At 41.0% G+C, this 2,949-nt stretch carries 3 protein-coding genes; 1 reads left to right on the top strand and 2 read right to left on the bottom strand.

Going from position 1 to position 2,949, the window contains the following annotated elements; all coding sequences use genetic code 11:
• Positions 1 to 417: 417 nt before the first annotated feature.
• Together pdxT and pdxS are read right to left on the bottom strand one after the other, a co-directional pair.
• Positions 418 to 1,005: a pyridoxal 5'-phosphate synthase glutaminase subunit PdxT gene (pdxT, locus tag AC1DSB_RS17285; RefSeq protein ID WP_477532251.1), complete on the bottom strand. Its 588-nt coding sequence runs from the start codon at positions 1,003 to 1,005 to the stop codon at positions 418 to 420.
• Position 1,006: 1 nt separating this feature from the next.
• A complete protein-coding gene (gene pdxS, locus AC1DSB_RS17280; protein ID WP_016428953.1) occupies positions 1,007 to 1,897 on the bottom strand; it encodes a pyridoxal 5'-phosphate synthase lyase subunit PdxS in 891 nt (296 codons plus the stop codon).
• A 104-nt stretch (positions 1,898 to 2,001) separates the two neighbouring features.
• On the opposite strand from pdxS, the gene pdxR reads away from it, so the two are divergent.
• Positions 2,002 to 2,949, top strand: a 948-nt coding sequence (gene pdxR, locus AC1DSB_RS17275) for a MocR-like pyridoxine biosynthesis transcription factor PdxR (RefSeq protein ID WP_477587204.1), incomplete at its 3' end; no start/stop codon positions are given.

Below are 2,949 nucleotides of genomic sequence, written 5' to 3'. Positions count from 1 at the left end.
TGCCTGTACTGGGGCAATAGCTGCAGATAATGCAACTGTTGCTGCTAAACTCAGACTCACGACTTTTTTCTTCTTCACTCAACTTCACTCCTCAGTTTCTGAAAATTCCGAAATAATTCCGGGTAATTCGTATTGTATCTTTTCTACTATTCTGAATAAATAGGTAACTATCACTGTTTTTTATTGATTAAATACAGGTTTATTATCCTGTTGAAAAAATGGATAATTTTTCTTGAACCAATCTTTAGAATCATTTGGTTTAAGAAACCTATATCAATAGATAGAAAGATTATCTAATTAATATCCATTTTTAATTTGTATTTACATATTTTTCTAAATTCAATTAGATGATTACAATTTAATAATCCCATTTAGAACTTCAAAAAAAAATAAGCCTGCACAATGGCAGGCTTATTCTTAAACTTTTTGCTTTATAAAATTTTCTACTAATTGGACAAAATAAGCAGTTACACGATGATCATCCGTCAGTTCAGGATGAAAAGAGCATCCTAAAAATTGTCCTTGTTGAGCCATCACAATACGACCGTTATGTTCACATAAGACTTCTGTCTTAGGTCCAACTTCATTAATATGCGGCGCCCTTATGAACACAGCAGGAAAATCATCCGCTACACCTTTTATTACAAGGCTCACTTCGAAACTATCGACTTGTCGACCAAATGAATTACGTTCTACTGTCACATCCATTACTCCTATATGCGGTTGCTCATATCCTACAAGTGAACCGGCCAGGAGGATAAGCCCTGCACATGTCCCAAACATCGGATGTCCCGCTTTTGCAAATTCGCGTAATGGTTCCATCATGCCGTATAAATCAATCAGACGACGCATCGCTGTGCTTTCTCCGCCCGGTAGAATTAATCCATCAATCCCAGACAAGTCTTCCACACGTTTGACAACGACCGCTTGTGCTCCGCTCGCTTCTATCGATTGAATATGTTCTCGAACAGCTCCTTGTAGAGCCAATACWCCGATTTTCACCATATTACAGTACTCGATCCTGCATTCGATCTTTCGCTTCTAAACGAGACATTTCAATACCTTTCATCGGCACTCCAAGGTCTTTTGAAATCTCAACAAGTAATTTGTAGTCTTGGTAGTGCGTCGTCGCTTCAACGATTGCACGTGCAAATCTTTCAGGGTTATCTGATTTGAAGATACCTGATCCTACGAAAACTCCGTCTGCTCCAAGTTCCATCATCAATGCTGCATCTGCAGGAGTAGCTACGCCACCTGCTGCAAAGTTTACAACCGGTAATCTGCCCAAGTGTTTGATTTCAAGTAACACATGGTAAGGAGCACCTAGAATTTTTGCTTCCGTCATTAATTCGTCTTCATTCATGTGAATGATTTTACGTACCTGAGCATTTAATTTACGCAAATGACGCACTGCTTCTACAATATTACCCGTACCAGGTTCCCCTTTTGTGCGAAGCATGGAAGCACCTTCACCAATTCTTCGAGCTGCTTCTCCTAAATCTTTGTTCCCACATACAAAAGGAACGGTGAAATTACTCTTAATTAAATGGAACTCTTCATCTGCTGGTGTTAATACTTCCGATTCATCAATATAATCTACACCCATTGCTTCTAACATGCGGGCTTCAGAAATATGACCAATACGTGCTTTTGCCATAACTGGAATTGTTACTGCATTCAGTACTTCTTCCGTAATACGCGGATCAGCCATTCGTGCTACGCCACCTGCTGCACGAATATCAGAAGGTACTCGTTCCAATGCCATTACTGCTACCGCTCCTGCCGCTTCAGCAATACGAGCTTGTTCTGCGTTGATAACGTCCATGATGACGCCACCTTTTTGCATTTCTGCCATACCACGTTTTACACGATCCGTACCTGTTAAATGTTGAGTCATTGTATATAGCCTCCATTTCATCTAATATTATTAGTATAATGAAGTATGACCATTTAAAAAGTGTCAGTTTCGAACTGTTTAATAAGGTCAGTTAGGAGCGAATGATGGATATTTGGCTCAATCAAGTAGATAAATCCTCACCAACACCTCTATACGAGCAGCTTTATCGTGAAATGAAGGAAGCAATCATTCGGGGTGACATAGAGGTCGGCACTAAGTTACCTTCTAAAAGACAACTGTCGGAGTTTCTAGCTATCAGTCAAACAACAATTGAACTCGCCTATGGACAGCTGGTTGCTGAAGGTTTTATTAAAGCTGTTGCGCGGAGTGGATATTACGTAGAACAAGTGGAAGAGCTTGCTTATGTAGATGAAACACGTATGGAACATGAGCAATCGGAATCGTTGAAACACGTCTACAGTATTGATTTTAACTCGGGTCGTATTGACACTTCTGCTTTCCCCTTCAATCAATGGCGAAAGTATGCAAAAGAAGTGTTAGATGAAACGTCTCGGGATTTATTGCTACTCGGTCACCCTCAAGGGGATGTGGAGTTAAGACAGGAAATTGCGAGTTATTTATACTCCTCTCGTGGTGTTCGTTGTACAGCACAACAAGTAGTGATAGGTTCAGGAACCGAACAGCTGATGCCACTTTTGATCCGTTTACTCGGGAAACAATCCGTCTTCGCCATTGAAAACCCGGGCTATCCGATGACCCACCATATTTTTGACAATAACGATCGGAAAACTTTGGCCGTTCCTGTCGATGAAGATGGTATGCAAGTAGCAGAATTGGATAAGAAATCTGCAAACGTTGCCTATGTGACGCCTTCCCACCAATTCCCTACCGGGGCGATTCTCTCCGCTTCCAGACGGGTTCAATTACTTAACTGGGCTTCTGCCAAAGAAGGGCGCTATATTATCGAAGATGACTATGACAGTGAATTTCGCTACGTTGGTAAACCAATCCCATCTCTTCAGGGAATGGATCAGCGAGAACGTGTCATTTACATCAGTACCTTTTCTAAATCACTTATGCCTTCCCTACGC

This window comes from Paenisporosarcina sp. P4_E4_2 (genome assembly GCF_056401595.1).
The sequence above is the reverse complement of the archived record's forward strand: the minus strand, read 5'-3'. Positions and strand labels throughout refer to the sequence as shown.